This is a genomic window from Chryseobacterium aquifrigidense, assembly GCF_006716485.1.
GTDB lineage: Bacteria > Bacteroidota > Bacteroidia > Flavobacteriales > Weeksellaceae > Chryseobacterium > Chryseobacterium vietnamense.
Genome location: NZ_VFPD01000002.1, coordinates 426,496 through 451,415, shown reverse-complemented (window position 1 = coordinate 451,415; position 24,920 = coordinate 426,496). Strand labels below are relative to the sequence as shown.

At 36.9% G+C, this 24,920-nt stretch carries 22 protein-coding genes; 11 read left to right on the top strand and 11 right to left on the bottom strand.

The window, feature by feature from the left end:
• Window positions 1-20 precede the first annotated feature (20 nt).
• The 4 genes from FB551_RS17130 to FB551_RS17115 all read right to left on the bottom strand — a co-directional run bounded on the left by FB551_RS17130 (window position 21) and on the right by FB551_RS17115 (window position 7,372).
• Window positions 21-1,322, bottom strand: a complete 1,302-nt coding sequence (locus tag FB551_RS17130) for an MFS transporter (protein ID WP_142018363.1) — start codon at window positions 1,320-1,322, stop codon at window positions 21-23.
• A 174-nt stretch (window positions 1,323-1,496) separates the two neighbouring features.
• Window positions 1,497-3,122, bottom strand: coding sequence for a SusD/RagB family nutrient-binding outer membrane lipoprotein (locus tag FB551_RS17125; protein ID WP_142018362.1), 1,626 nt, complete (start codon window positions 3,120-3,122; stop codon window positions 1,497-1,499).
• 17 nt (window positions 3,123-3,139) lie between these two features.
• Window positions 3,140-6,106, bottom strand: coding sequence for a SusC/RagA family TonB-linked outer membrane protein (locus FB551_RS17120; protein ID WP_142018361.1), 2,967 nt, complete (start codon window positions 6,104-6,106; stop codon window positions 3,140-3,142).
• 387 nt (window positions 6,107-6,493) lie between these two features.
• Window positions 6,494-7,372, bottom strand: a complete 879-nt coding sequence (locus FB551_RS17115; RefSeq protein ID WP_142018360.1) for an AraC family transcriptional regulator — start codon at window positions 7,370-7,372, stop codon at window positions 6,494-6,496.
• A gap of 200 nt (window positions 7,373-7,572) precedes the next feature.
• On the opposite strand from FB551_RS17115, the gene FB551_RS17110 reads away from it, so the two are divergent.
• From FB551_RS17110 to FB551_RS17080, 7 genes are all read left to right on the top strand, one after another.
• The gene (locus tag FB551_RS17110; protein WP_142018359.1) at window positions 7,573-8,439 is read left to right on the top strand and encodes a helix-turn-helix domain-containing protein; all 867 of its coding nucleotides are present in this window, start codon (window positions 7,573-7,575) and stop codon (window positions 8,437-8,439) included.
• An 89-nt stretch (window positions 8,440-8,528) separates the two neighbouring features.
• Window positions 8,529-8,948 (top strand): OsmC family protein, encoded by a 420-nt coding sequence (locus FB551_RS17105; RefSeq protein ID WP_002982623.1) that lies wholly within the window; start codon window positions 8,529-8,531, stop codon window positions 8,946-8,948.
• A gap of 174 nt (window positions 8,949-9,122) precedes the next feature.
• On the top strand, window positions 9,123-9,728 hold the full coding sequence (locus tag FB551_RS17100) for a TetR/AcrR family transcriptional regulator (protein ID WP_142018358.1): 606 nt from the start codon (window positions 9,123-9,125) through the stop codon (window positions 9,726-9,728).
• Window positions 9,729-9,738: 10 nt separating this feature from the next.
• Window positions 9,739-11,007: an acetyl-CoA C-acetyltransferase gene (locus FB551_RS17095; protein WP_142018357.1), complete on the top strand. Its 1,269-nt coding sequence runs from the start codon at window positions 9,739-9,741 to the stop codon at window positions 11,005-11,007.
• Between the two features lie 10 nt (window positions 11,008-11,017).
• Window positions 11,018-11,443 (top strand): PaaI family thioesterase, encoded by a 426-nt coding sequence (locus FB551_RS17090; protein ID WP_047427123.1) that lies wholly within the window; start codon window positions 11,018-11,020, stop codon window positions 11,441-11,443.
• 2 nt (window positions 11,444-11,445) lie between these two features.
• On the top strand, window positions 11,446-12,687 hold the full coding sequence (fabF, locus tag FB551_RS17085; protein ID WP_142018356.1) for a beta-ketoacyl-ACP synthase II: 1,242 nt from the start codon (window positions 11,446-11,448) through the stop codon (window positions 12,685-12,687).
• A 162-nt stretch (window positions 12,688-12,849) separates the two neighbouring features.
• Complete coding sequence (locus FB551_RS17080; RefSeq protein WP_142018355.1) at window positions 12,850-13,974, top strand: TlpA family protein disulfide reductase; 1,125 nt, start codon at window positions 12,850-12,852, stop codon at window positions 13,972-13,974.
• 84 nt (window positions 13,975-14,058) lie between these two features.
• Here FB551_RS17080 and FB551_RS17075 read toward each other — a convergent pair whose 3' ends face one another.
• From FB551_RS17075 to FB551_RS17065, 3 genes are read right to left on the bottom strand one after another with little or no spacing between them, the layout of a single operon-like run.
• A complete protein-coding gene (locus FB551_RS17075; protein WP_082001894.1) occupies window positions 14,059-14,538 on the bottom strand; it encodes a cupin domain-containing protein in 480 nt (159 codons plus the stop codon).
• Window positions 14,539-14,559: 21 nt separating this feature from the next.
• Window positions 14,560-14,979, bottom strand: coding sequence for a Dabb family protein (locus FB551_RS17070; protein ID WP_167497888.1), 420 nt, complete (start codon window positions 14,977-14,979; stop codon window positions 14,560-14,562).
• 11 nt (window positions 14,980-14,990) lie between these two features.
• Window positions 14,991-16,319 (bottom strand): porin, encoded by a 1,329-nt coding sequence (locus FB551_RS17065; RefSeq protein WP_142018353.1) that lies wholly within the window; start codon window positions 16,317-16,319, stop codon window positions 14,991-14,993.
• Between the two features lie 239 nt (window positions 16,320-16,558).
• Between FB551_RS17065 and FB551_RS17060 the strand changes: the two genes are divergently transcribed.
• The gene (locus FB551_RS17060) at window positions 16,559-17,245 is read left to right on the top strand and encodes a response regulator transcription factor (RefSeq protein ID WP_047427110.1); all 687 of its coding nucleotides are present in this window, start codon (window positions 16,559-16,561) and stop codon (window positions 17,243-17,245) included.
• The gene (locus FB551_RS17055) at window positions 17,242-18,615 is read left to right on the top strand and encodes a HAMP domain-containing sensor histidine kinase (RefSeq protein ID WP_047427108.1); all 1,374 of its coding nucleotides are present in this window, start codon (window positions 17,242-17,244) and stop codon (window positions 18,613-18,615) included. Before FB551_RS17060 ends, FB551_RS17055 begins: the two co-directional genes overlap by 4 nt.
• 31 nt (window positions 18,616-18,646) lie before the next feature.
• Here the strand turns inward: FB551_RS17055 and FB551_RS17050 are convergent, their stop codons facing one another.
• Both FB551_RS17050 and msrB read right to left on the bottom strand, forming a co-directional pair.
• The gene (locus FB551_RS17050; protein ID WP_047427105.1) at window positions 18,647-19,402 is read right to left on the bottom strand and encodes a murein L,D-transpeptidase catalytic domain family protein; all 756 of its coding nucleotides are present in this window, start codon (window positions 19,400-19,402) and stop codon (window positions 18,647-18,649) included.
• 127 nt (window positions 19,403-19,529) lie between these two features.
• The gene (msrB, locus tag FB551_RS17045) at window positions 19,530-19,976 is read right to left on the bottom strand and encodes a peptide-methionine (R)-S-oxide reductase MsrB (RefSeq protein ID WP_185097520.1); all 447 of its coding nucleotides are present in this window, start codon (window positions 19,974-19,976) and stop codon (window positions 19,530-19,532) included.
• Between the two features lie 142 nt (window positions 19,977-20,118).
• Here msrB and FB551_RS17040 point away from each other — a divergent pair, with 142 nt between their 5' ends.
• Window positions 20,119-21,363, top strand: coding sequence for a DUF445 domain-containing protein (locus FB551_RS17040; RefSeq protein WP_142018351.1), 1,245 nt, complete (start codon window positions 20,119-20,121; stop codon window positions 21,361-21,363).
• Window positions 21,364-21,391: 28 nt separating this feature from the next.
• On the top strand, window positions 21,392-22,282 hold the full coding sequence (locus FB551_RS17035; protein ID WP_142018350.1) for a hypothetical protein: 891 nt from the start codon (window positions 21,392-21,394) through the stop codon (window positions 22,280-22,282).
• A 32-nt stretch (window positions 22,283-22,314) separates the two neighbouring features.
• On the opposite strand, the gene FB551_RS17030 is transcribed toward FB551_RS17035, so the two are convergent.
• Window positions 22,315-23,352 carry a quinone-dependent dihydroorotate dehydrogenase gene (locus FB551_RS17030; protein WP_142018349.1) on the bottom strand — a complete coding sequence of 346 codons (1,038 nt, stop codon included), beginning with the start codon at window positions 23,350-23,352 and terminating at the stop codon, window positions 22,315-22,317.
• Between the two features lie 616 nt (window positions 23,353-23,968).
• Entirely contained in the window at window positions 23,969-24,676 is a 708-nt protein-coding gene (locus FB551_RS17025) for a pseudouridine synthase (RefSeq protein ID WP_142018348.1), read from the bottom strand.
• Window positions 24,677-24,920: the final 244 nt, after the last annotated feature.

Genomic DNA, 24,920 nt, shown 5'->3' with positions numbered 1-24,920 from the left:
TTACTTTTTATTTTTAATTATTATGAATTGATTTGTTGTTCTTTCTGATTTTCAGGATGAGGAAAAGGAACGAATAAGGTGGCTAAAAAAGCAGGAATCGTAGCAATCAAGACCCAGATAAAGAACATTTTGTATCCGATCCAGTCGCTGATTGTCCCACTGATCATTCCAGGGATCATCACCCCAAGGTTCATAATTCCTGTTGCAAATGCGTAATGGGCTGTTTTGTGTTTTCCGGGTGCAATCTGCTGCATCATGTAGAGCATTAACCCTACAAAACCAAATCCGTATCCGAAATATTCTACCACCACAGCAATTCCTACCGGAAGAAGTTCCGACGGTTGGTAATGTGCCAGTAGTGCATATACTACAAATGGAATATTGAATGCACAGCACAGCCATATCAAAGACCTTTTCAATCCGCGGGCTGAGATAAAATATCCTGCCAATACGGAACCTAAAATAAATGCCGCGGAACCGTATGTTCCATAAATAAGCCCGATATCGGAAGTTGATAATCCCAATCCCCCTGAAGTTCTTGGAGCTTTAAAAAATAAAGGGGCAATTTTGATCGCAAATCCTTCTGCAAAACGGTATAGAATAATGAAGAGTATGCACCACAGAATCTTTTTTTTGGTAAAGAAAGAGGTAATCACTTCCAATAATTCTTTACGAACATTTCCGGCATTTTTCTCTTCTTTATGTTCTTCTTTGTTTTCTTTCGGCAGAATGAAATAGTGATAAATAGCTAATAGAAAAAACAGCAGTGCATAGATCACCATAATGATCATCCAGGCATTGGTAACTCCTTTTGTTTTTTCTAAAACACCTGCAAAATAAACGAGTGCGCCGCTGCTGATAATCTTCGCGAGGTTGTAAAAAGCGCCCTGCCAGCCGATATATTTTGCCTGCTCTTTATTGGTAAGAAAGCCGATATACGTTCCGTCTGCTACCACATCATGGGTAGCTCCACAAAATGCTATTACTGCAAAAAGGGCAATACTGTACTTGAAAAAATCATGCATTGGCAGACTTAAAGCCACTAATGCAAAGAGAATTCCTATGGCAAACTGAGTAGAAACAACAAAGAATTTTTTTGTTTTATAGATCTCCAGGAACGGACTCCAAAGTGGTTTTAATGTCCAGGAGAACAGGATAAGGGCTGTCCAGAATGTAATTTGTGAATCCGAAACGCCCATATCTTTATACATGATTCCTGAAACCGCATTAATGGTTACAAAGGGAACACCCATTGCAAAATATAATGTTGAAATCCAAAGAATTGGCTGGATCCGACGGGTTCCGGAGTTGTTTTTTCCCATATTTGAAAATAAAATTCTAAATAAAAGAGAACATCTCAAGGATTCATTCAGGCTAAAAAAACGAAACTATAAATTTTTTGGAGATTCTACTCTATTCTCCCGCTTCAATGAATGTATCAAATAAAAATCTGATGTTGAGATGTCTCTTTATTAATGAGTGATTCTGAATATTTTTTATTTTTTATCCCACCAAAGTTTTGTACCTCCGGTGTCAGGTCCGTTAAGCATTTGAGCTGCCTGCTGATAATTGTATAATGACGTTTTGGTATCAATAGTGAAAGGAATTCTTCTGATCATTGCTTCTGTACTAATGGCTCCACCACTGTCATTTTTTCTTACTTTGAAGAGAACCGGATATCCTGTTCTTCTCTGCTCAGCCCATGCTTCCGGTCCGTTGGGATAAAGAGAAAGCCATTTTTGGGTAATAATTCTTTCTAATTTTCTTTCGTTGGTATCCCCGTTATTCCATGCAATGGTAATGGTACTTAACTGAGGATGTCCTAAACCGATGTTATTGTCTGCATTTTTCGGATCTACATAAGGTGCTTCTGTAGAAGTGTTATCCGCAAGGTATGTTGCAACGCTCGCACTTTTCCCCCATTCTCCAAAAGACTGCTGAACCCCGGTTGTATAGTTGGTTTGAATATCTCCTGCTCCTACATATCCTCTCAAAGCAGCTTCAGCTCTAAGGAACCATGTTTCTGCAGCAGTAAATAATTTCATTTTACCATCTGTACCTGAAAAATAATCTCCGCTGGCAGATTTTGCCTGTGGCTGTGAGAATCCTCCATAAGTTGATTTACCATTTAATAAATCAATTCCCTGACGTATTCCTATGTATTTTCCTTGTAAACCTGGGTCAGATGCCGGAATAGCATATGCAGAAAGTCTTGGATCGTTATATCCATTCATATAAGCCATCAAAGGTGCTCCGATCAAACAGTCTCCCCATGAGTAAATGATGAAACTCAATTCTGACTGCCCTACGCTGATCAGCGCATTATCTGCATTGTCGGTAATTAATCCGGCAGGTGAAGCTAATGCCTCCTCAGCATATTGTTTAGATTTTGCAGGATCTGCATAGCTCATTCGCATGGCTAACCTCAGCTTTAGTGAGTTGGCAAACTTTGCCCATTGCGCCATATTTCCACCATATACTAAATCTGCTTTTTTCAATGCCGATTTATCTTCTACATTCTGTGTTGCCGACATGGCGATTACTTTCTGCAAATCGTTAATAGCTGCAGTAAGATCAGCAATAAAATAGTTGTAGGCTTCCTGTTGAGAATCAAAATCAGTTACTCCATTCGGATTTGGCTTTTCATATTTGCTGTAAACTACAGGCCCGTGACTGTCTGAAACTCTTGCAGCCGTAATCACTTTCAGAATTTTTTTAACAGCAAATGTTCCTGTAAAATCTACTCCTTTATAGATTTCCTTAGCGGTATTATCAATAATAAGAGAGTAATTGAAAATATCCTGCTGTCTGGCAATAATTCTATTGTTCCATCCATCCATCATTGAATAGGTAAGATTATTTACCCCTCCGTTAAATGGTGTTGCTGTACTGAACATTCCACTGTACATATCTGCACTCAGGTTAGGGTACAGCTGATAATCTGACTGTAATCCTCTCTGCATGGATTTCATGGGGTCTACAACAGCGATAAAATCTGCGTAAAAATTTTCAGGGCCTCCTGCTTTTTCCTGGTTATACTGTTCAAAGTCATTAGTACATCCTGAAGCGGAAAGCAATAGTACAGCTCCGAATGCCAATATTTTAATATGATTGATTTTCATTTTCTTAATTGTAAAAGTTAGAAGTTAGCTTTTAATGATAATCCAATAGATCGGGTAACCGGTAATCCGAATGAATCTACCCCCACTCCACCAGGTGTATTTCCTGATACCTGTTCAGGATCAAACGGTGCTTTTTTGTAGAAGAAAAATAAGTTGGTTCCTACTAAGCTTACCGTTGCATTTCTCATATATTTGGATTGAATATCAAAAGTATATGAAATGGAAGCCTGGCGTAAACGTATTGTTGTTGCGCTATACAGATAAGCTTCATCAATACCTTTTCCAAACCCTTCTGTTGTTCCTACTGCTTTATAATAATCTTTTGCATTGGTTAAACCTGTGTAAGCCTGTCCTGCATTTGGAGTTCCAGGTGCATACACTGCATTTGGGATAGATACACCACCTGCATCTCTTGCATCAGCTGTAGACTGAGTTACCCCATAGATATCATTTGCTTTTTCTGTAAGGGAAAGTACCTTCCCTCCAAATTTACCATCAATAAGGAAAGATATTCCAAGCTTACCAATGTTAAAGGAGTTATTGAATCCCATAATAAATTTAGGGTTCGGATTACCAAGATAAGAAGGAGTACCTTCTGCTAATGGGATTCCTTTCTCATTCACTAAAATCCGTCCCTGATCGTCTCTTTTAAACTTAATTCCGTAAAGATCACCGAAAGATCCTCCCAATTTCAGTTTTGTATATTCCCCTCCTCCTGTTAATGAGAAAAGTTGGTTTTCTGATATTGGTAAACTTGATGGGAACAATTCAACAATTTTGTTTTTGTTGGCAGAAGCATTTAATGTAGTTGTCCATCCAAATTTTTCTGAACTGAAAACCTTATAGGATAATGAAGATTCAAAACCTGTATTTCGGATTTTCCCTGCATTAATATAATATGACCCAGGAGCTATCCCTCCAAAATAAGAATCGATTTTTGTTTCTAACAATTGATTGCTCGTATTGGAGTTGTAGTAAGTAATATCAAAACTTAATTTGTTGCTGAACATCCTTAGCTCTGTTCCAACTTCAAAAGTTTTATTAAATTCAGGTTTCGGAAACAGTTCCTTATACTTGGGATCAGTAATGAATGAACTTTTTGGAAACACAAGCGTTCCCGCATCTACGCCAACGGTATATCCTTTATTATATTCAATCATTGCATTGGAGATATTGGTAGGTAATCCTAATCCTACCGTTGCATAAGATCCTCTTACTTTCCAGAAACTAATAACTTCCGGCAGTTTGAAAACAGATGATAATACAGCATTAGCCCCTACAGATTCATAATCAAATCCTGTTCTTCCGGTTAAGGCCAAACTGGAATCCCAGTCATTTCTAAAAGTCATGTCCACATAAAACATATTTTTATACCCTACTGTAGCACTGGCAAATACAGATTGCACCTGCTTCTTCATATTGGTATAAATATTATGATATCCATCACCAGGGGATCTTTTTTTACCCCATTCAAGATTACTTACAGTGAAAAGGTTAGGGTTTGTCAGATAAGCATTATCAATTTGTCCTATTTTATTTCTTGTGGTATTGATACTTCCTCCTAACGTAAAATCTAAAGAGAAAGATTCACTTATTTTAGGACTACCGATAAGCAACACGTCTCCGTATGTAGAAGTGTTTTCATAGGTGTTTTTAAGCATTCTTCCATTAATTCCTTCCTTAACAGCCAGTAAAGTAGGTGCTGAAAAAGCAGCAATATCACGCTGACTGTCTGAAATATTCCAGCTATAATTCCCTCTTACTCTTGCTGTTAACCAGGGATTAATCTGGTAAGATAGTGAAAGCGCTCCATAGGTATTTTTATTGCTTACAGTAACCGGATTACGGTTTAAAATCCAATAAGGGTTCTGTGTTGGTGGATTTCCTTTAAAACTTCCATCCGGATTAACCTCCCACCAGTTTTGAGCAGGTAAAAATCTTTCTTTATTTAAGTAAGAATAATTATCTGGACCATACTGATCAAAATCGACTCCTCTTGGCAACCAATACAAACTTGTCAAAGGAGAGAAAGATGCTCCGGGAGTTTGTCTGTTTTTACTTTCCTGTAATGAACCTATGAAGTTGGCATCTAATGTCAGTTTATCATCCAAAAACTTACTTGAATTTCTGAAAGACACATTATACTGATCAAAATAAGACATAGGAACTACTCCTTTGTTGGTGGTATTCCCAATAGAGAAATAGCTTGTTGATTTTTCATTTCCTGACTGGAAAGACAAACTGTTTACCCATGTCGTTCCTGTCTGCAGAAAATCTTTAAGATAATCCTTGGAAGAACCTTTTGCACCCCAGCTGTCTACAGCCTGTCCAGGTTGTGAGCCTGATACAGATGGGTCATAAGATAAATAACTATGTTGCAGTTTTGGAAGACTGTATGCTCTGTCTACGGTAAGACTTGAGCTGTAAGTAATTGAACTTTTCCCGGCACGTCCTTTTTTAGTCGTAATCAAAATAGCTCCGTTACCTCCGGCAGAACCATACAGTGCAGATGCAGATGCTCCTTTCAGGAAGTTGATGCTTTCAATATCATCAGGATTGATGGAGCTCAGTACATCTCCCGGATCCGGCATATTGGAATACTGTCCGATATCTGCTGATTTTCCAGTTCCATTGATGATTGGGATTCCATCAATTACATACAGTGGTTGTGCACTGTTGACAGACTTATCTCCTCTCATGACTACCCTTACTGAGCTACCTACACCATTGGTTCTGTTGATCTGTACGTTGGATACTTTTCCATTAATTGAATTTAATAGATTGGGAGTTTTCACTTCCGTAAGCTCATCCCCACCAATCTGCTGACTGGAATAGGTTAAAGAGCGGGCCTGCCTTTTAATCCCCAAAGAGGTGACCACGACCTCCTCAATACTGGTTGTCTTCGTAGTGTCGGCCGCTTTTTTCTCCTGTGCATTCGCAGTAAGTGAAAAAACGAACAGAACGGGTATAACTGCTTTTCTCATAAGGTATAGATTCGTTAGATTTAATTGAGAATCAATGACATTACTTTATTTTTTAATACAAAAAAAATTATTGTTTTTTCAGCAAAATTTTGCCGTTTATGTATTAAATAATTTAAAGTTTTGTTAAGATTTAATTCACATTCACAAATCTAAATTTTGTAGTCAGTCTGATATAATACTATTTTATCATAAAACGATATTATTTTTTCAGCAATCAAAATTAAAAGCTATTAACACTTTAAATATCAGCAAAATACAACACTTCCCAAACAATTAAAAAAAGGGGATTTATTCGGGTATTTTAACAAAATAAAAGTAGATTTCTGGACGGAATTACAGGGCGTCAGATAGGATATAAAAAAGAAAAATATAAATTTTTGATACGTATTATTCAATCTTTTTAACTCCTTTAAATTGCTCCTTAAATTCGGTTGGAGTTGTCTTTTTAATGGACTTAAATACTTTATTGAAGTTCGCAATATTATTAAACCCGGCTTCAAAAGCAATTTCAAAGACTGTAAGATTCTTTTCCATCAACCAGCGTGCAGCATAACTGATTCGGATCTCATTAAGATAATTAACAAATGTTTTCCCTGTTCTTTTTTTGATAAATCTGTTAAATGTCACATTGCTCATATTCACCAATGATGCTACATTATCCAGCGTTATTTTATTTTCAAAATTTTTGTGTACAAAATCATGAACAACCTTCATTTTGTCGTTATCTGCAAAAGACTCAAGCTCAATACTATATGAAGACAAAAGAGTTTTATTTTCTGCTACAGCCAATTCATTCAGAATCTTCATAATTTCTATGAAGGATTCAAAGCTGTTCATCTTTGACAAATTGAGAAACGAATCTTTTAGTTTCTCAGCCGTTTCTGTTGAAAAAAGAATCCCTCTAATGGAGTCTTTCATCAGATTATTGATAGGTTTCAGAATATTTTTTTCCATTAGTGACTGATGGAAGAAGTCCTGATTGAATTGTATGGTAATTTCGTGGGTCTTTCTGTTCTTACATTTATAATTCGCCCAGCAGTGCGGTAAATTGGGGCCTACCAGTACCAATTCTATATTTCCGATCTCTCCGGTATGATCTCCTATCATTCTACGGTATCCTTTCCCTTTGTAGATAAAGTTGATTTCAATTTCGGGATGATAGTGATACGGAAAGTCGAAAGATGCTTTGATCCTGTCAAACACGAGAAAACTATCTTCAGGAGATAGTGGAGTTATTTCTCTCAGAATATTTTCTAATTCGCTCATACAGGCAGCTATGAAAAAAGGTTAATACGATTAGGTCACAATACAAATCTTTGTAAAAATGATAAAATAATATCAATGTAAAAACATATTTCCGATTTATTTTATTCCAATTTTATATGTCAGACATCAGAAATGTTGGTTTCAATAATTTAATACAGTTCAAATCCTGCTTTTTTGTATCTTTAAACTAAAGTTAAAGTATGCCGCAACAGCTTATTTTTGAAGATCATTATAAAAGACTCGGACTGGAAGTATTTTCAGGAGAAAATCTGGAGAATTTTAATGGAAAACGGTTCTCTACAGATATTAAAGTATTTTTTATTCCTTCAGGATACGAACTTACGGTAGATTTTAATCATTATAAGACCAATAAGCCTTCACTTTTCTTCCTCACCAACCAGCATTTGAGCATTCAAAAGGGAAAAGATGAATCTATTCTTCTTTTCTACAACCGTGATTTTTACTGTATTCAGATCCATGATAAGGAAGTGGCTTGTGACGGCCTTCTCTTTCATAACATATTTGAAATTCCTTTTGTAGAACTTGATGATTTAGAAACGTCTCTTATAAAAAGTTTATTTCAGAATATTCAGGATGAACTTGAAGGGAAAGATTCTTCTGCAGAGGAAATGATAAGAACCTATGTGAAACAGATCATTATCCGCGCTACCCGCCAATGGAAGAAACAAAATCTGGATAATGATACCATCAGAATTCCTGGCAGCGAACTTGATATTTTCAGGGATTTCAGCAGACACCTTGAAATTCATTTCAGGGAAAAACACAATGTTGCAGAGTATGCAGAACTGCTTCACATGGCTCCAAAGACTTTAACTCATAAATTTAAAAATTTAAATCTGGACTCTCCCAATCAGTTTATCATTAACAGAATTTTATTAGAAGCAAAAAGATTACTATTCTATACAGATAAACCTGTAAAAGAAATTGCTTATGATCTGGGTTATGAAGATCCCGCCTATTTCAACCGCCTTTTCACGAATAAAACCGGAAGCACACCGATAAATTTTAAAAAAAATTACATCACGGGAAAAAAGTACAATATTTAAGTCATTTTATCTATTGAATACACCCGTTCACAGACCTACCTTTGTAACATCAAAATCAAACAACATTACTAAATACAAAAACAAACATTATGAGACGTAACGCAACAGCCGTTTGGAACGGTACTATTAAAGAAGGAAAAGGACATTTAACTACTCAGAGTACAACTTTAAACCAGACTCAATATTCTTTCAACAGCCGTTTTGCAGATGGTGTTGGGACAAATCCTGAAGAATTACTGGCAGCAGCTCATGCAGGATGCTTCACAATGAAACTGGATGCAGAATTATCTCAGGCAGGCTACAATCCTGAAGAATTAAAAACAACTTCTGTAATCACTCTTGACCCTAATATCGGAAAGATTACAAAATCTGAACTGACTCTTACGGCTAAAGTTCCGGGAATCTCAGAAGAAGAATTCCAGAAATTCGCTAAAATTGCTGAAGAAGGGTGCCCGGTAAGTGCAGCATTCAACTTTGAAATTACATTGAATGCTACTTTGGAAAATTAAAATTCAAAGCATTTATATCAATAGGAACGGGCTTTAGCCCGTTTTCTTTTTTAAAATAATTCCATTGGCTTTAGCCAAAACTTAAACCCAAAACATTCAAATTAATTATTCTCCTTCAATAAAATATACCGAATGGTATATTTTTGTATATTTGCATATATTTAATCATTAATAATGTCGAAGGCAGAAAAAACAAAACAGCATATCATTGAGAAAACAGCAACGCTTTTTAATACAAAGGGTTACATTTCCACATCGCTGTCAGACATTACCCAGGCAACAGGACTGACAAAAGGCAGTATCTACGGAAATTTTGAAAACAAAGATGAAGTAGCGATTGAAGTCTATAAATACAATGCCGGACTATTGAGCAAAACCCTCAGTCGTTCTTTTGGTGAAGAATATCCTACATCCGTGGATAAGCTTCATGCTTTTGTAGCGTTTTACCGAAAAAACTGGAAGTTTGTATTTTCCAATGGCGGATGTCCGATAATGAATGCTGCAACAGAAGCAGATGATTCTTTCCCGGCTTTAAAAACTCAGGTTAAAAGATCCTTTGAGCAATGGATGGTCAAAATATCAGCCACTATTCTGGAGGGACAAAAGAATGGGGAAATTGATAAAAAAATCAATACTGAGCAATATGCCTCCTTATTTATTATGCTTATTGAAGGCGGAATCCTGCTCTCAAAAACAATGGGTGATCAAAGTTTTCTAAACCATGCTTTAGACAAAATTGCCCACATGATTGATCATGAACTCAATATTCTTCCATCATAAATTATACAATATGGAAACAAAAAAAGTGGCTATCGTAGGATACAACAGAATTCCTTTCGCCAGAATGAATACTGCTTATTCAGAACAGGGAAACCAGGATTTGCTGCTCGCATCTCTGAACGGATTGATAGATCGTTATCACCTTAAAGGAAAAAGGCTCGGAGAAGTGGCCGGAGGTGCTGTTATCAAGCACATCTCTGAAAGCAACCTCGTCAGGGAAACCGTGATGAATACAACTCTTGATCCTGCAACTCCTGCATGCGACCTTCAACAGGCATGTGATACAGGAATTGAGGCAGCTATTTATATCGGAAATAAAATTGCCCTGGGGCAGATAGATTGTGGTATTGCCTGCGGAGTGGAAGCCATGAGCAATATCCCGTTTGAATCATCACCAAGATTAAGAAAAGCCCTATTAAAAGCTAACAAAGAGAAAACTGCGTTTGGAAAAATAAAACAACTGTTAAGCCCGAAACTGAAAGACTGGATGCCTATTCCTTATAAAGGACAGGAACCCAAAACGGGCCTTGTAATGGGTGAGCATACAGAAATCACAGCCCAATATTACAACATACCAAGAGAAGAACAGGATGAATTAGCCTTAAAAAGTCATCAGAACATGGCAAAAGCGTATGATGAAGGCTTCTTTGATGATATGATGACTCCAGCTTTTGGTTTGGATAAGGATAACAACTTAAGACGTGACAGCAGCATTGAAAAGCTTTCACAGCTAAGACCTGCTTTTGATAAGCAAAACGGAACTTTAACGGCAGGAAATTCAACTCCATTTACGGATGGTGCTTCAGCAGTTTTGCTGGCCAGTGAAGAATGGGCAAAAGCCAATAATCTTCCTGTTTTAGCTTATATCAGTTTTTCAGAACTTGCGGGAATAGAATATGTTGAAAATAAACAGGATTTACTTTTAGCACCCGTTTTTGCTGCAGAAAGAATGCTTAAAAAAGCGGGGATGAATCTCTCAGATTTTGATTACTACGAAATCCATGAAGCTTTTGCAGCACAGGTTTTAGCCACCATAAAAATCTGGGAAAATGATGAGCTGGCCAAAAAATTCGGATTGGAAAAAGCCCTGGGAAAAATAGACAGGAACAAGCTGAATGTAAAAGGAGGAAGCCTTGCAGCAGCCCATCCTTTTGCAGCGACCGGAGGAAGAATTATTGCAACCCTGGCAAAATTACTTCATGAAAAAGGCAGTGGAAAAGGATTTATATCCATTTGCGCAGCCCGTGGACAGGGAGTAACAATGATTTTAGAAAAATAAAAACTCGCGTATGGATAGATTAGCACAATTAAAACAATTCATCGGAAAAGAATTTGACCAGTCACCTTCTCCTTTTATGAAATGGCTCAATCCTGTTGTTCTTTCTGCAGAAGAAGGTCAGCTGGAATTTCAATATACCATAAGACCGGAATGGCTGAACCCTGTCGGAAACCTTCACGGTGGAGTTACCGCTGCCATTATAGACGATATCATTGGCGCTACTATGTTTTCTTTAAATGAAAATTCTTTCATTACCACGATAAATAATGTCATCGATTATTTTTCAACTGCAAAAGAAAATGATAATATTGTAGCCGAAACTAAAATCATTAAAAGAGGTAAGCAATTCGTAAATGCACAATGCGAGATATGGAACGCAGACAAAACACGATTGATCGCAAGAGGAACCTCGAATTTATTCAAAATCAATAACTAAGTATGAAGAGAGTTCTCATTACAGGTCTGGGCGCAGTGACGCCTTTGGGAAATAATGTCGAAGAATTTTGGCAAAACAGTATTAAAGGAGTCAGCGGAGCAGGACTCATTACCCATTTCGATACAGAAAAATTTAAAGTACATTTTGCCTGTGAGGTAAAAGACTTTGATCCAAAAGTATATCTGAATCATAACGAAATCAAGAGAAGCGATCTGTTTACACAATATGCTATGTATGCGTCCTCAGAAGCCATTCAGGATTCCGGCCTGGAACTTGAAAAAATGGATCCTTTTGATACCGGAGTTATCTGGGGAACAGGACAGGGCGGTATGTGGACTTTTGAAAAAGAAGTGATGGATTTCGCAGCAGGCGATGGTACACCACGTTTCAATCCTTTCTTTGTGCCCAAGTTTATTGCCAATATGGCTTCGGGAATGATTTCTATGAAGTATGGACTTCAGGGCATCAATTATACTACGGTTTCTGCCTGTGCTACGGGAAATACGGCATTGATGGATGCATTCAACTATATCCGTCTCGGGAAAGCCAAAGTAATCATCAGTGGAGGCTCCGAAGCTGCCATCACTCCGGCATCCATCGGAGGATTCTCTATTATGAAAGCCATGTCTACAAGAAATGATGACTTTGCTACCGCGAGCCGTCCCTATGATGCAGACAGAGATGGTTTTGTAATGGGTGAAGGTGCAGGAGCACTGGTGCTTGAAGAATACGAACACGCTGTTGCCAGAGGAGCAAAAATTTATGCAGAATTAGCCGGAGCCGCCATGACGGCAGATGCCTATCATATGACAGCACCTCATCCGGAAGGAGCAGGAGCCATCAAAGCAATGCAACTGGCCGTGAAAGAAGCAGGAGCTAATATGGAAGACATTGATTATATTAACCCTCATGCTACTTCCACTCCATTAGGAGATATGGTTGAATTAACAGCCATCAATAAAGCATTTAAAGGAAGTAAAAACCTTGATATCAGTGCAACAAAATCCATGACCGGGCATTTATTGGGTGCTGCCGGAGCGGTAGAAGCTATCCTTTCAATCAAGGCTATTCAAAATGGAATTATTCCTCCAACAATTAATCTTCACAGGATTGATGAGAATATTCCTCAGGATATCAATATCGTTTTTGGAGAAGCAAAAGAAAAAAATATCAATTTTGCGTTGAGTAATGCGTTTGGATTCGGAGGACATAATGCAACTGTTGTTTTTAAGAAATTCTCTTAATTATCATAAACTTACGACAGATTTTTATATCTGAAATTGAATCATACATCCTTAGTCAGAAGAATAAAATTCTGAAAATATCTACAATCCTTGTGTTTTTAAAGCACAGGGATTTTTTATATATAAAAGTTTTTGTAAGTTCGTTCCGTCACAAAATATTTTATGAAGAAACTTTTCTATGCATTATTAATTCTTATTTCGAATTTTCTTTATTCTCAGAATAATTTTGAAATTGATCTCACTTCAGATTCATACATTAATGATAGCCTCATGTTGGGAGCTCCAGCCACCAGAAACGGATTTGGAGACCTTTATACATTCAAAATACAAACCAGTAACAATATTTCTGATTTTGGAAAAAAGATCAGGATGAAACATTCTATATATTATTTTAAGATTCAAAAGAAAAATATCGTCAGTGGTTTTACAGAATATCCTCAACCTGTAGCGTTTGGTTATATAGGAAAGAAAGGTGAGCCGATGTATAATACAAAAATATTTTTCTTGGAAAAAGGGAAATATAAAATTGACTTACCTCAAAACATTAACAATTTAGAACTGAATATAGATTCCCCTACCAACAAAGAATATAAAGCCCTACAAAAATCATTGGACCCGTTTTATATAAAATCAAAAAATCCTGATCAACGCGACAGCCTGATCAATATGAACAAGAAACAGGAGTTTTTAGGAGAATATATCAGGAAAAACCCCAATTCTTATGTTGCATTATGGGAGATTGTGAATGATTATACGCTGGAGGATTATCACCCTGCCTACCTGAAAAACTTAAATTTATTTTCAGCAAAATTTAAACAAAACAAACTATACAAAGGTGTTGAAACGCGTTTAAAAGCAGAGCAATCTACATCTGTCGGACAAAAAATACCTGACATTTATTTTGACAAGGGGAATAAACTGACTTCGGAAGATTTTAAGAATTATAAATTAACCTTTATTGATTATTGGTCAACGACTTGCGCCCCTTGCATAAAAGGTATGCCTGAAATTGTGAATCTGTATCACGAATATAAAGGTCAAAATGTAAACTTCATTACAATTACAGATGAGCAAAAACCCAATAGAATGGAGGTTGCCAGAAATATTTTAAAGAAAAATAATGCGGATTGGATAAACTTTTTTGATACCAATAAAGACTTTCAGAAGAAAGTGAATGCTACAAGCTATCCTCTTCATTTTATCATTGACGAAAACGGAAAAATAGTTGCCCGAATCAGCAATAGCATTGAGGAAGCAAGAACTATTATTAAAGAATATCTACAATAATTGTTCAAAAGAAAAAAAGCAGTCAAAACTGACTGCTTCAAATATAACGAATTATATACCCCTTATAAAGAGATTGACTTGTAACTATTGAGCATCCGGGATAAAAAAATCCTCGGCATTTTCAGCAATCGGAATATAGAGTCTCTCCCACTCCTTGCTCTTCACCATGTCCCAGCTGTGACCGGTTCCTTTAAGGTCTTCAGCAAGAAGAACTACTCCCGGTTTAATCATAAAGGTGGAGCCATCCGTCACTTTAAATTTTATATTTCCTTTGATGGTAATCACATATTGTCTTCTGGGAGCCGGATGGGCATTTTTTTCCCACTCCTCCGTTTTATTGCTCATCCAGAATGTTGTGGTATTCATGTGTTTAAGAGTAGGGATTTTCCCTTTCTCAAAAGTACATGATCCGTCAGGATTGTTGATTAGTCTTATGGCAGGAATAAACTCAGTGGAGGTTTCCGCAGTGACACTTACATTTTTATGGTTTTTGTGTTGTGCATTCATAAATCCTACAGTACTTACTACTAAAACAAGGCTTAAGCCCTTAATGATATTTTTCATTATAAATTTAATTTTTTATTTTTAATTATAAACAGTATCGTAAACCAGCATTCTTTCAAAGAATGGTTTATATTTCTGAACCAAAGCAAGATGCTCAGGAAGTTTTCCATATGCTTCAAGTTCTTCCAGGCTATCGAACTCCATAGAAGCATTATAAGTAAATGTGCTGTCTAAAACACTTCTCGGGCTGGAAGCTGCCGGTTTTCCGTAACGGAGGTTCTTCTGATAAGGTAGCTTTTTAAGGCCTTCAAAAAAAATTTCAAATTCTTTTACTTCAGACTCCGAAAGATCTTTTCTAAGCCAGAACAACAAATAATGGAAGTACATTTTTTTCTTTTTTATAGGGTTAAACATAGGTAAAGCAGAGGCAAACATATTTCCTGAAACCAGCAGTAAGGCAGAAGCCTGGACTGAGCGGAATAAAAATTTTCTTCTTTCCATTGTCATTTATTTTAATTAAAATCTATTCTGTATTTAAGGACAAACTGCCATTTCCGGTCGGAAACTACAGCATTGTTTGAGGGATCATTGGTATAAACAGGTCTGTTCTGAGCGTCAAAGGTTAAACGCGAAGACATTCCGTTCATCAGCAGAGATATTCCTGCATCATAGATCACAGCATTATCATGAAGCCCTTTCAGATCTGACAGCTGCATTCCTACAGCAGGCTGAAGCTGAAGGTTTTTCTTTTCTTTATCCAGGTAAGGCAGAGTTCCTCCCAATTGTACATAATAGGTATTCCCGGTTCCGATAACAGGCATTGCATTTCCTGCTCCATTCAGACTTGCTTGTGTAACATCTACAGAGGTAGCAGGATTATTGGTTCCTACATATCGGATATAATTAGGCCCATAGTCGTTATGCATTGCCATTCCATACGCACTTATTGACGTTCCTTTTTCTTTGTTTAATGGTGCATCGTAAAATAAATCTACCGCAAAACTCTTCATATCATCATTCACTGTATTTTTACCGGCATCCAGATGCCATAATGCATTGTGAATGTAATCAAATCCGGCACCCAGACTCAATACATTCTTTTTTCCTACATACGTTCCGGAATTAAAAGGTGTAGAAATATTCTCTTTATCTAAAAAAGCATATCTGAAATATCCTGAAAAGTCTTTTCCGGGGGAGTTTTTACTAAAGGAAGCGACATTCAGTTTCGGATCAGAAGTTGCCATGGTATAAGGATCGGCTACTACCAGGCGGTAATCAAACTTTCCGAGTTGCCCTTTAATATAGGCACTCAATTCCCTCACTGTATAATCTGTTGTTCCTGCATTGGAGGTTGCATAAGCCGGCAGGTCGTATAAAAGCGTATTCAATGGTCCTGTAGTAAATCTTGAGAGGCCGCGCCATGTAGAACGTCCTGCACCAAAAGCAATTTTATCATTAAAAGCATATTCAGCATAGGCATCCAGAAGGTCAAAATAATTACTTCCTTTTGCATTGACATTCACGTTGGTGGTTCCTCCCTGCAAAACAAACATCAGCTTTTCGGTGGGCTTATAAGTCATTTTGACACGAACTCTTCGAAGCGAAAGATCGGACAGATCTGACTTTGCTTCGTTATTGACAAGGCTTCCCGGATTAAGCTGGGTATATCTGGCCCACAATTCTGCATATCCGCTAAGAGAAATATATCGTGAGTGTTCTTCATTGAAATAATGAGTTAATCCGGGATTATTAAAATCATTTTTTTTCTGGGCTTCTAATTTCCCCATGAGTCCCAATAAGGAAAACAACGCGATTGCTGTTTTGAAAGAGGTAGTCTTCATATTTTTCTATTCTTATCTTTTGTTGATTTCAACGGGACAAAATTAGATTGCTAAAAGCCCGGCAGGTATTAGAAATCTATTAGAAACCTTATAGAAAACTATTAAAAGGGTGAATGTTTTCTGATAAAAGAAAAATATAAAATACCTTTGTACAGTGCTTTGGGAATAAATGAAAGTCAGGCTTTTAAAATCAAAAAAAACGTTTGAAAAACCAACACAACTATTCATCGTATTTCTTTATGAAAATTTTAATTGTAGAAGATAATTCACGTGTTTCAAGTCTTTTGAAAAGAGGGCTGGAAAGCCAGCAATATCAGGTATATATTTCGGAAGATGCAGAAGATGCGATTGTTCTGCTGAATAAAATAACATTTGATCTGGCCATTACGGATATTATGCTTCCTAAAATGAGTGGCATTGATCTGTGCAAACTGATCAAACAGCAATATCCTGATATCCCCATTATCATGCTCACTGCTCTTGGGACGATTGATGAAAAAATTGAAGGATTTGATGCCGGAGCAGATGACTATATGGTGAAACCTTTTGAGATCCGGGAACTCTATGTGAGAATCAAAGCTATTCTGCAGAGGAGATCAAATAAAAATAAAGAAGCTTATCTGAATGATCTGGAGTATTATGACCTGAAGATCGATAGGAAATTCAACAGAGTTTTCAGAAACGGAGCGGAAATAGAACTTACTCCCAAAGAATTTAAACTCCTGGTATTTCTGGTAAGCAATGCCGAAAGAATTCTTACCCGTGAAGAAATTGCAGAAAATGTATGGGGAAATCATTTTGATACCGGGACGAATTATATTGATGTTTATATTGCTTATTTACGGAAAAAGATTGATAAAAATTTTGATCATAAACTGATTCATACCAAACCCGGAGTAGGATTTATTTTTGCTTCACAATTATGAAAATAGCAACCCGAACAGCTCTCATATATTCCATCCTTACGGCAGGCATTTTATTTTTGTTTGCCTATGTCCTTTATTTTGTTTCTGAAAAAAACAGGGAAGATGAATTCAATGACCGGCTGGGATACAAAGTAATCTGGCGTTCAGAATTTATATTTGATGCCAGAATCAGTGATGCAAAAATCCGTGAACTTCACCAGCGCAACCAAAAACTGCTGAATGAAGCAGACATCAGTGTTTATAACAGTAAAAAAGAGCTTACCTTTACAGATCTTCCTCCTCTCAAAAGCAATGGAAAATATCTGGATAAAATGATAAGATCCGATAAAAACAGAATATTCTGGCAGCAGGGTGACCGTCAGTATATTGCCATTCAGCTCCAATCCAACGGTGAAAAGTATTATATCATCGGAAGTGCAGTAGATGTTACGGGAAAAGCCCATATCTCCGAGTTTAAAAAAGATATTATCATCATCTACATCAGCTCCATTGTTATCATTTTTATTATAGGATTTCTTTTTTCCTATTATACGCTTAAGCCTTTAAAGGATATTATTCTCCAGATCCGTGATATTTCAGAGCACAACCTTAATAAACGGCTGGATATTCCCAAGGCAAAAGATGAGATTTATGAACTCACGGAAACTTTTAATTCTACCTTCAACAGGCTTGAAAAATCCTTCAACAATCATAAGCAATTCGTGACCACTATTTCTCATGAATTCCGGACTCCTCTTTCTACCTTAATTGCAGAACTTGAGCTTGCCAAGGAACTTAACGTTACCTTGGATGACTATAAGCTTTCTATTGACAATGCCCTGCAGGATGCTAATGACGCGTCGGAGTTGTCATCTGCTTTGTTGGATTTTGCCAGAGCCAGCTATGATGTATCACAGATCAGTTTTACCAATCTACGCCTGGATGAGATTTTGGCAGAAGCTAAGCTTGCATTACTGCAGAAAAATGCCGGCTTCAAAATCGGGATCAATTATATGAGCAATGCCTCAGATGATGATGAAAACAATTATGATTTTTATGGTAATCCTTACCTGCTGCAGGTTGCTTTTTCGAACCTAATAGAGAATGCCTGTAAATATTCGGCAGACAAAAGCTGTCATATTGAGATAGAAACTAAAACAGAACATATAAAAATCCGTTTTGTTGATCATGGCATCGGTATTTCAGAGAAAGATCTTTCAAGAATTTTTGATCTTTTTTACCGCGGTTCCAATAAAAGTTTCGAAAAAGGAAACGGAATAGGTCTTTCCATTGTAAAAAGAATTGTAGAAATACACGAAGGAAAACTGACCATAGATTCTGAAGTGTCAAAAGGAAGTGTATTTACTGTAGAATTCCCCTCCAAAAATTAAAAAGCAGTCAAAAAAATGACTGCTTTTACTCTTATGCTTTCAACCATTCTGAGGAAGAAAGGTAATTCTGATCAGGATAATAGATGAACAGGCAGTTTTTTCCTTTAATCGTATTGATTATAGACTGCGTCAGTTCTCTTGGGACGGCAGGGCATCCCCAGCTTCTTCCAATTCTTTTGTGCATCGCAGCAAATGCATCACTTACATAATCCGCACCATGCATTACAATTGCTCGTCTGTATGCAGCATCATTAAAGCCCTTATCCATTCCCAATAACTTCAGAGAGTATCCGTTATCACCCTGATAGGTTGCATCCGTGATATAAAATCCCAGGCTACTCTGCAGCGAACTTTCCTTATTAGAAAAATTCGTCGCAAATTCTTCGCCGGTATTTTTTCCGTGTGCTACTAATGAGTTGAACAGAACTTTTTTGTCTTCAAGGTCAATGATCCAAAGTCTTTTTGTGTTAGAAGACATAGAAAAATCGCAGATAGTTAATAAATGCGAGTCTTGGGTAAGCAATCCTGCTTTTTTTAAATTTTCATAGCCAGTCAATGCTTTTGAGAACACTTCATAGTTCAGTTCGTGTTCCGGGTCAAATGCAATAGATTGGTACAATGCTTCTGATGAAGACACTGCTGTGGTGTTCTTCTCAGATTTCGTTTCAGCTACTTTTTCAGTTTTCGTTGTTTTTACATTCTCACTTTTCACCACCACTTTAGGGGAAATGTAGAATGAAGTCGTCACCATGTAAACAAGGCCTAGTACACTATAAAATCCTTTCATTCAATACTATATAAATCCAAATTAGTGGGGCAAAATTATAAAAACATAATTACCAAAGGGTTATAACTCTAAAAAGTTTAACGCTATTTAAGAAACTTTAACTTCCTGATTTTGTGAATTAAAGTGGTTATTTTTGAGAATCCGGAACAAATTCCAGGCTCACAGAATTCATACAATATCTCAATCCTGTAGGCTTGGGTCCATCGTCGAAAACGTGTCCCAGATGGGAATCGCATCTTTTGCAAAGAACCTCTACTCTATCCATTCCATAAGACTGATCTCTTACATAATAGACACCTTCTTTATCCGCTTCAAAGAAACTCGGCCATCCACAGCTGCTGGAAAATTTTGATGTCGAACGGAATAAATGATTTCCACATACGGCACAATAATATTCTCCTACCTCATCAAATTCGTTATATTTTCCTGTAAAGGCTCTTTCTGTAGCGGCTTCTCTGGCAATTGCGTATAGATCCGGAGCAAGGAGTTTTTTCCATTCTTCATTGGAAACATTAAGTTTTGTAGTATCTGTTCTGGAATAGTATGGATTGTTTTTTGCTTCTGTATTTTCCATAGGAGGGGTTTTAATGGGTTGGTATTTCTGCGTACATCCCTGCAGAATAATTAGTATGGTTATTGAATTTAAAAATTTCAACATTAATTTTAATTCTTTAACCACGAATGGTTTCATAACCAAATTTACTAAATTTGAGAATATGAATGACGAAGCAAAAAGAAAACAACTCAGAAAATATAAAGCATTTGCTACAGGATTATTTGTCCTGATGGCAGTTATTTTCATTGTTACCACTATTTTACAGAAGTCTAATCACTCTCATTGGATTGGTTATGTACGGGCTTTTGCTGAAGCAGCTATGGTAGGTGCTCTAGCAGACTGGTTTGCTGTAACAGCATTATTCCGTCATCCTCTCGGGCTTCCCATTCCTCATACCAATCTGATTGAAAACAGTAAACAGAGATTGGGAGACAACCTTGGAAGTTTTGTGGTGGGTAACTTTCTTTCTCCTCAAAATATACGTCCTTATATCCAAAAACTTAAAGTTTCCAATTTTGTAGGAGAATGGCTGGGTAAGGAAAAGAGCCAGGAGATTTTGATTAAAAACCTGTCAGATATCGTTCTTGACATTCTTAATAAACTGGATGATTCTACGGTAAGCCAGTTTATCAGCAAAAAGGTGTCTGAAATGACCGATGATATAAAGCTTAATACAGTGGTTGGAAACGGAATCGGTTATATTCTTGAAAAAAATGACCATCAGAGAATTATCACCAATCTTTCTAAACAGATCAAAGAATACATCATTGAAAACGATGAAATGATCAAAGACCGTGTAAAAAAAGGCAGTTACACATTTATTCCTTCTTTTGTAGATAATAAAATTGCAGATAAAATTGCCGACGGACTTTCTGATTTTTTCAAAGAAATAGAAGAAGATCCCCAGCATGAAGTAAGAGGATTAATTACCCAGAAAATTCATGAATTCTCCATTGATCTGAAAGAAGATCCGAAATGGGATGAAGAGTTTAAAACCATCAAAAACGGCCTTCTGAAAAATGACAAACTGGATGAATATTCCAACGACATCTGGGTTTCCATTAAAAAAACGCTGATGAAAGAACTTCAGGAGGAAAACTCGGCTTTGAAAAACTATCTTACTAAAAATCTGAATGAGTTTGCCCAGAATTTAAAGACTGATGAAAACCTTCAGAACAAAATTGATCATTGGGTTCGGGTAACGGCCTATAAATATATTCTGAAAAACACCCATCAGTTCGGGAACCTCATCAGCACTACCGTCGGAAACTGGCAGGGAAAAGAACTCAGTGAAAAGCTGGAACTGGAAGTAGGAAAAGACCTGCAGTTTATCCGGGTGAACGGAACGCTGGTCGGCGGACTGGTAGGATTGATTATCTACACCATCGCTCACTTCTTCATTTAAAAAAACTAAAATCCACGATAACTCAACCATGAAAAAAACTTTCAGTGTCTTTTTTTGCTTTTTCCTTACATTTTTCCTCAGTCAAAAAGTTGAATTAAAGAAAGTAACCGATTCTTCCCAGACGTTTACCGGAGAAATCGGAGGAATACCAATTACTGTTGAACTTAGCTATACAGGCATTGTAGATTGTGATCAATACCAACATTATGTGGATGGATGGTATTATTATGATAAGTATAAAAAGAAAATCCTTCTTACCGGAATATATGATTATTATGGAAATCTGTCTCTGTATAATTTTGGAACCCTTCAGAAACAAAAGGCCAGGCTTTTAAAGGGACTGATCACCTCTCTTCAGAAAGTAGAAAAGACTGATGAAATAGCTCAAAAATTACTACCAAAGGAATCTATCATATTTGATCAGTCAGCTCTTAAAAACAATCCGATTCCCGGCCATTTTTATCTTGGCAAAAAGGTTCAGGCTGCAACATTATTTACAGGCAATGCTATGATCTACCGCCTCAACAACTATCTGTACTTACCAAATAATAAAAAGATTAACACCTACGATTTCATCAATAAAGCAGGCGGAAATGAATTGATCTCCTATGCTTCAGGAGAAAACGGAAACAGGGTTTTACTTTATTTTGAACAGACTTCAAATTTTAATGCCTGCGGACAGTGTGGGGCAAGTGAAGGAGAAAAAGGCTATCGCGTTCTTTATTTCACAAAAGACTGGAATTATAAAAATTATGAAGAATTCCTGATTGAAAGCTGCTGGGAAAATATTTACGATGTTACCAAAACGAAATCCAAAGAGAAACAAACGATTACCTACAAAATAGGGAAATCTGAAGGCACTCCCGCCCATACAATTACTGTAGATATTAAAAATGCATCCGTAGTAAAGTCAAAATAAAAAAGAGAGTCCAATGAACTCTCTTTTTATTTTTATCTCGGTAATCTGCTTGCTCTTTTCAGAAGTTCCTGATTGATTTCTTTGATCAGTTCCGGACCTTCATAAATAAATCCCGTGTACAACTGAACCAATACAGCTCCTGCATCCAGCTTCTCCATCGCATCTTTAGCAGAGTGGATTCCTCCAACTCCAATGATTGGGAATGCTCTGTTGCTTTTATCAGCAAGGTATTTGATCATTTTTGTACTTCTCTCACGGATAGGTTTTCCGCTTAGTCCACCATTTCCGATCTGTTCCAAAACTTCCGGAGAGGTTTTCAGACCTTCTCTGTTTACTGAAGTATTGGATACTACAATACCATCAATCTTTGTTTCTGCGATCAGGTCAATGATTTCGTCTAACTGATTGTTATTAAGATCTGGTGCAATTTTTAATAATATAGGTTTCTGTACAGATTTTGACTGGTTTATTTTTTTCACTTCTGTAATCAGCTCTCTCAGGTATTCTACATCTTCCAGTTTGGCGTGGCTTCCTACATTCGGGCAGCTCACATTCAGTACAAAGTAATCTACATGAGGATGAAGACCTTCAAAACAGTCCAGATAATCCTGGGTATAATTTTCCGGGGTTGTATCTGTATTTTTTCCGATGTTTCCACCGATGATTATTTTTCCTTTATTGGATTTCAGCTTTTCAATAGCAGCTTCAAGACCATCGTTGTTGAATCCCATTCTGTTGATGATTCCGCCATCTTCAATCAAACGAAACAATCTTTTTCTGGGATTTCCGGCCTGCGCTCTCGGAGTTACTGTTCCTATTTCTACAAATCCGAAACCCAGGTCTGCCAATTCATTAAATAAAACTGCATTTTTATCGAAGCCGGCAGCCAATCCTACAGGATTTTTAAATTTTAATCCAAAAACTTCTCTTTCCAGACGTTTGTCTTCAATAGGTTTTGGCAAAAATAATTTTGTGAGAAATCCAAAATTCTTAAGCATTGAAAATGTAAAGTGATGAACATCTTCAGGATCAAATTTGAAAAGAATCGGACGAATGAGCGATTTGTACATTGAAAAAAAGTTTTACAAAATTACTCATTTTAAAATTAATGTTCGATTGATGTATGATATTTTATCAAAATGTCTGATATATAACATCTATAAGCTGGAAAAATAACTATATATGCAATAAATCAGTGGATTTTTAAACGCTATGATCGCAAAGGTTTGATCAACATGAATATATTTTGTTCGCAAGGGCATTTCACTAAGCGGAGTACGCACATCAGTCTTTGCTGAACGGAGTGCCTTTGCGATCGGAATAAAGATTATTTATCAATAAACTTTGCAAACATTGCGATAAAACAATAGGCACAATCTGTGTACGCTGCAAATGAGTGAGATTTTTAACGCTGCGACCGCAAAGAAAGATGATTATCCTGAAAACATTTTGATTCGCAAGGGCGTTTCACTAAGCGGAGTATGCACATCAGTCTTTGCTGAACGAAGTGCCTTTGCGATCGAAAATAAAAAGCATACATAATTAAACTTTGCGAACATTGCGTTAAAAACAACAGATACAGAGAAATCTGCTTTAGCTGTTAAATGGAATGGGATACTTTTTTTGATATAATTATAAATACCATCCCTGTCAAGGTTTAAAACCTTGTCAAGGATATTTAAAATCTTAAGGTTTTAATGAAGAGTACGCACTCAGATCGAATTTCAGAATATCCCCTACTCTTTTGAAGTCTTCATCTATAGTGGCATTTACTGTAATTCTTTCGTTAGAAATGGGATGATTAAAAATCAATTGATGGGCATGGAGTGTCATTTTGTTGATATCAAACGTCTGAAGCCACAGCTTATTTTGTTTGTTGCAACCATGTTTGCGACAGCCTAAGATCGGATGGAGAATATGTTTAAAATGTTTTCTCAACTGATGAAATCTTCCTGTTTCAGGAATGGCTTCTACCAAAGAATATCTCGAAGTCTGATGTTTTAAAAAAGGTAAATCTATTTCTGAGGTTTGCAAGCGGCGATAGTAAGTAACCGCATTCTGTGTAACTTCATTTTCATTAACCAAATCATAATCAATGGTTTCTTCTTCTTTTGTCCAGCCACGAAGAATGGCCAGATATTTCTTCTCCACTTCACGTGATGCGAACTGTTCGCTCATGACTCTCAGGGTATCTTTATCTAAAGTAAACAGCAGAACGCCCGAAGTTTTCCGGTCTAAACGATGTACGGGAAATACTTTTTGCCCAATCTGCTTCTTCAACTCCTGAATAGCATAAGTATCAGCTTCTCCGGCATAGAAAGATTTATGAACCAGTAATCCGCTGGGTTTGTTGATGGCAATAATATGCTCGTCACGATAAAGAATTTCTAACATCCGGCAAAAGTAAAGATTTTCGACTGATATTGTACGCTGCCATCTTTGTAAACGTAACAGGTTTTGAAAACCTGTTACGTTTTAGACCTTGGGTGCAAAAGTAAAGATTTCCGATCGATATAGCCCTGATTGAGCGGTATGTTTGAGCTCTTTTCTGGGGTGGCGGGGGGGAAGCCCCCCCCCCCCCCCCAAAAAAACCCAACCCAAACCCCTGAGCCGCGCCAGAATAAAATTATATTTAAAA

Bases quoted from the DNA above. Each gene is read 5' to 3' on its own strand.
- FB551_RS17130 (WP_142018363.1), bottom strand. From the start codon at position 1,322: ATGGGAAAAAACAACTCCGGAACCCGTCGGATCCAGCCAATTCTTTGG.
- FB551_RS17125 (WP_142018362.1), bottom strand. From the start codon at position 3,122: ATGAAAATCAATCATATTAAAATATTGGCATTCGGAGCTGTACTATTG.
- FB551_RS17120 (WP_142018361.1), bottom strand. From the start codon at position 6,106: ATGAGAAAAGCAGTTATACCCGTTCTGTTCGTTTTTTCACTTACTGCG.
- FB551_RS17115 (WP_142018360.1), bottom strand. From the start codon at position 7,372: ATGAGCGAATTAGAAAATATTCTGAGAGAAATAACTCCACTATCTCCT.
- FB551_RS17110 (WP_142018359.1), top strand. From the start codon at position 7,573: ATGCCGCAACAGCTTATTTTTGAAGATCATTATAAAAGACTCGGACTG.
- FB551_RS17105 (WP_002982623.1), top strand. From the start codon at position 8,529: ATGAGACGTAACGCAACAGCCGTTTGGAACGGTACTATTAAAGAAGGA.
- FB551_RS17100 (WP_142018358.1), top strand. From the start codon at position 9,123: ATGTCGAAGGCAGAAAAAACAAAACAGCATATCATTGAGAAAACAGCA.
- FB551_RS17095 (WP_142018357.1), top strand. From the start codon at position 9,739: ATGGAAACAAAAAAAGTGGCTATCGTAGGATACAACAGAATTCCTTTC.
- FB551_RS17090 (WP_047427123.1), top strand. From the start codon at position 11,018: ATGGATAGATTAGCACAATTAAAACAATTCATCGGAAAAGAATTTGAC.
- fabF (WP_142018356.1), top strand. From the start codon at position 11,446: ATGAAGAGAGTTCTCATTACAGGTCTGGGCGCAGTGACGCCTTTGGGA.
- FB551_RS17080 (WP_142018355.1), top strand. From the start codon at position 12,850: ATGAAGAAACTTTTCTATGCATTATTAATTCTTATTTCGAATTTTCTT.
- FB551_RS17075 (WP_082001894.1), bottom strand. From the start codon at position 14,538: ATGAAAAATATCATTAAGGGCTTAAGCCTTGTTTTAGTAGTAAGTACT.
- FB551_RS17070 (WP_167497888.1), bottom strand. From the start codon at position 14,979: ATGGAAAGAAGAAAATTTTTATTCCGCTCAGTCCAGGCTTCTGCCTTA.
- FB551_RS17065 (WP_142018353.1), bottom strand. From the start codon at position 16,319: ATGAAGACTACCTCTTTCAAAACAGCAATCGCGTTGTTTTCCTTATTG.
- FB551_RS17060 (WP_047427110.1), top strand. From the start codon at position 16,559: ATGAAAATTTTAATTGTAGAAGATAATTCACGTGTTTCAAGTCTTTTG.
- FB551_RS17055 (WP_047427108.1), top strand. From the start codon at position 17,242: ATGAAAATAGCAACCCGAACAGCTCTCATATATTCCATCCTTACGGCA.
- FB551_RS17050 (WP_047427105.1), bottom strand. From the start codon at position 19,402: ATGAAAGGATTTTATAGTGTACTAGGCCTTGTTTACATGGTGACGACT.
- msrB (WP_185097520.1), bottom strand. From the start codon at position 19,976: ATGGAAAATACAGAAGCAAAAAACAATCCATACTATTCCAGAACAGAT.
- FB551_RS17040 (WP_142018351.1), top strand. From the start codon at position 20,119: ATGAATGACGAAGCAAAAAGAAAACAACTCAGAAAATATAAAGCATTT.
- FB551_RS17035 (WP_142018350.1), top strand. From the start codon at position 21,392: ATGAAAAAAACTTTCAGTGTCTTTTTTTGCTTTTTCCTTACATTTTTC.
- FB551_RS17030 (WP_142018349.1), bottom strand. From the start codon at position 23,352: ATGTACAAATCGCTCATTCGTCCGATTCTTTTCAAATTTGATCCTGAA.
- FB551_RS17025 (WP_142018348.1), bottom strand. From the start codon at position 24,676: ATGTTAGAAATTCTTTATCGTGACGAGCATATTATTGCCATCAACAAA.